4 protein-coding genes are annotated in these 2,524 nt (G+C 59.2%); all 4 read left to right on the top strand.

The window, feature by feature from the left end:
* Positions 1-204, top strand: a 204-nt coding sequence (locus tag AWB68_RS44015) for a tyrosine-type recombinase/integrase (protein WP_143282054.1), incomplete at its 5' end; no start/stop codon positions are given.
* A 32-nt stretch (positions 205-236) separates the two neighbouring features.
* Positions 237-719 (top strand): integration host factor subunit alpha, encoded by a 483-nt coding sequence (locus AWB68_RS44010; RefSeq protein WP_235028862.1) that lies wholly within the window; start codon positions 237-239, stop codon positions 717-719.
* 927 nt (positions 720-1,646) lie between these two features.
* Positions 1,647-1,991, top strand: coding sequence for a hypothetical protein (locus AWB68_RS44005; protein ID WP_087650335.1), 345 nt, complete (start codon positions 1,647-1,649; stop codon positions 1,989-1,991).
* A complete protein-coding gene (locus AWB68_RS44000; protein WP_087650334.1) occupies positions 1,982-2,425 on the top strand; it encodes a GreA/GreB family elongation factor in 444 nt (147 codons plus the stop codon). The genes AWB68_RS44005 and AWB68_RS44000 overlap by 10 nt, the downstream gene beginning before the upstream one ends.
* Positions 2,426-2,524: the final 99 nt, after the last annotated feature.

Here is a 2,524-nt window from a genome sequence, read left to right as displayed (position 1 = left end):
AACACCTCCGCGCATGCGTTCCGCCACACCTTCGGCACGCGTGCGGTTGCGCGCGACATGCCGATCGACGTGGTGCAGACGATTCTGGGCCATGCGTCGCTGCAAACGACCTCGATATATGTGCGGGCCGAGCAGCGGCGTGTGCTCGAGGCAGCCGCTCAGTATTACGCCAGTGACGCCGAGGATGACACCGGATCTGCATAACCACGCCGACAAGAAGGCGGGGTGAAGAATCTGTGAAGACGTTCATCTTTCGCGCGACGCGACGGAACTTGAGTAAAAGGATGGTAAGAGGCTTCATGCCGCCGCTTTTTGATACGTCCAGAATCCGAATGAACCCAAGAGGTGAAACCGCCGAAATGGCGCACGGGCTGAACTCCCAAGAGTGGCTGCCGAGTCAGGCAGCGGACGTCGGCCAGCCGGCGTTCATTAGGGCGCATTTGATCGAGCGGTTAATGGTCCGGCTTGGGCTCGACAAGTCTGATGCCCATGCGCTGGTGGACGCGTTTTTTGAGCTGATCATGCAAGCGCTGGAGAACGGCGAGGCGGTTCGACTATCGGGGTTCGGCTGCTTTCAGCTGCGCGATAAACATGCGCGGGCGGGGCGGAACCCGAAGACGGGAGCCGCGGTCCCTGTTGCGGCGCGACGGGTGGTGCTGTTTCGCGCCAGCCGGAACCTGAAGTTTCGATTGTGCGGCGCCCACCATCCCGACGATTAAGCGACCGCAGTCTCGCGCGTGGCCCGCAGGTCACCTTGTCGAACATGACGCAGAAAGCTTGCAATATGCTTTCGAACACGCTTTAATGAGGCTGTCTGCATCCAGCGTGAATCGAACATTCTTATTTAGAGGACCTCGTCGTGCGTTTTGCTTCGAATCGCTCTCTCGCGTCGCTTTGTCTTCCGTCTATGGTCGGAACGGCGGGCTGTACGCGTGAAGGATCGGAGACAGCGAAATGCACTCGGAGCCGCGCGTGTCCGGCGGACAAGTCAGCACTTCCTTCCGCCCGGCTCGCCTGACAACCAAACGTCAGACGCAGGCCGGGCTCACCCCTCCAAGCAAACCACGTCTCTAACGGAGCGGCGATCGTCGTACGGGCACGCCTGTCCCGACATGCGCTTTCGCCTTCGTTGATCTGTGGGACTCCATCCAACGCGAACTGCCTCGTGCCGCTTTTCTGGCGGTGTGGCCGCTGTCGCGTTCGAATTCAATGACGTCGCTGACATGCGAGTGATTCCCAACATGATGAATATGCAACTATCACGCAAGCCGGAACGTTCTGGTGTCGTGCAACCTCCTCGCATGACGTCCGCAGGTGGCCCGTCAGAAACGCCAGCAGCGCGTCGGCGAGCGGGCCAATGCTCGGCGTCAACGCTGTGCATGGACTACGCGGGCTACGTTCTGACAGCGACTGCGCCCCCCGCGCATGCGCATTTATATTCGGCTGACCTTTTGGTTGAACGACAAGGCCACCCCAAGCACAGCGTTCGTGGACTCGACTATTTCTACGACGCGGCGCAAGCACTCATGTATTCGATCGAGTGGGGCCGGCTCTGGGTGAAGAGCAACGTAAGAAAGCATCCCGAAGCGACACATGAACACAGTCACAGCCGAAGCAGACGGTGAGCAAAGATAGGAGGCCTTTTCATGAAGACGATCAATACGTCGCCGACCAATCGAGGTTTGCGTTATGTGGCACGCGATCCCGAAGACACGCGTACAGCGCTTCTCTATTGGGTGGGAACCGCCTTACCGGCGCGAGCAGCGAACTTCGCCGAAGTGACGCAACGTCTTTCCCCGCTGATGCAAGTTGTGTTTCCGGATGAACGGCCCGGAGTATTCGTGAACCCACTTGCGGTGCGCCAGGTGATACGAAACGGAAGCCTCGAGCGCCTTATTTTCGTGGACGGTTCATGGCTCGACGTCTGGTCGGGTGGCAGTTGCACGGACCTTTGTAACCTTCACGCTTCCAGGAGGCATATATGCCGCTAGTTCAAGTTGGCTCCTTCGCGGATTCGCAATCACGCTCCGACAATTCGCGGATTTTATCCGAGACCGACATTGCGCGGCTCAAGCGATACGGGTATCTGAATACCGCCTCCCCTCCGCAGCGGGCGCTCTTGGAGGAACTGGAAGCGATGGCCGTGTTCGTGGATTCCGCCGACGTTCCCCCGGACGTCATCACATTGAATACGACCCTCGAGTGCGTTGATGTCGAAGGGGACGTCTATCGATGGACACTGGTCTATCCAGATGAAGCCGACTACCAACGAGGACGCATCTCGGTGCTGTCGCCCGCGGGCATTGCGCTGCTTGGCGCGCGGTGCGGTTACATAGTGGACTGCCGGGCGCCGAGTGGCTCGTTGACTCGGTATCTGATCAGCCGGATTGTGCAGCAGCCCGAGAGTAGCCGCATGACGGATTAAGCAAGATAGACGTCCGTGAAGCGACTTACTCGTCGCGCAGACCGCTACAGTGGCGTAGGGAAATCGATGACTGTCGTTGGCTCGAAAGCGGACGTCCAA

Source organism: Caballeronia choica (assembly GCF_001544535.1).
GTDB lineage: Bacteria > Pseudomonadota > Gammaproteobacteria > Burkholderiales > Burkholderiaceae > Caballeronia > Caballeronia choica.
The sequence above is the reverse complement of the archived record's forward strand: the minus strand, read 5'-3'. Positions and strand labels throughout refer to the sequence as shown.

What these genes read in the sequence shown, in the direction of transcription:
- AWB68_RS44000 (WP_087650334.1), top strand. Translation starts at nt 1,982, where the DNA reads ATGCCGCTAGTTCAAGTTGGCTCCTTCGCGGATTCGCAATCACGCTCC.
- AWB68_RS44005 (WP_087650335.1), top strand. Translation starts at nt 1,647, where the DNA reads ATGAAGACGATCAATACGTCGCCGACCAATCGAGGTTTGCGTTATGTG.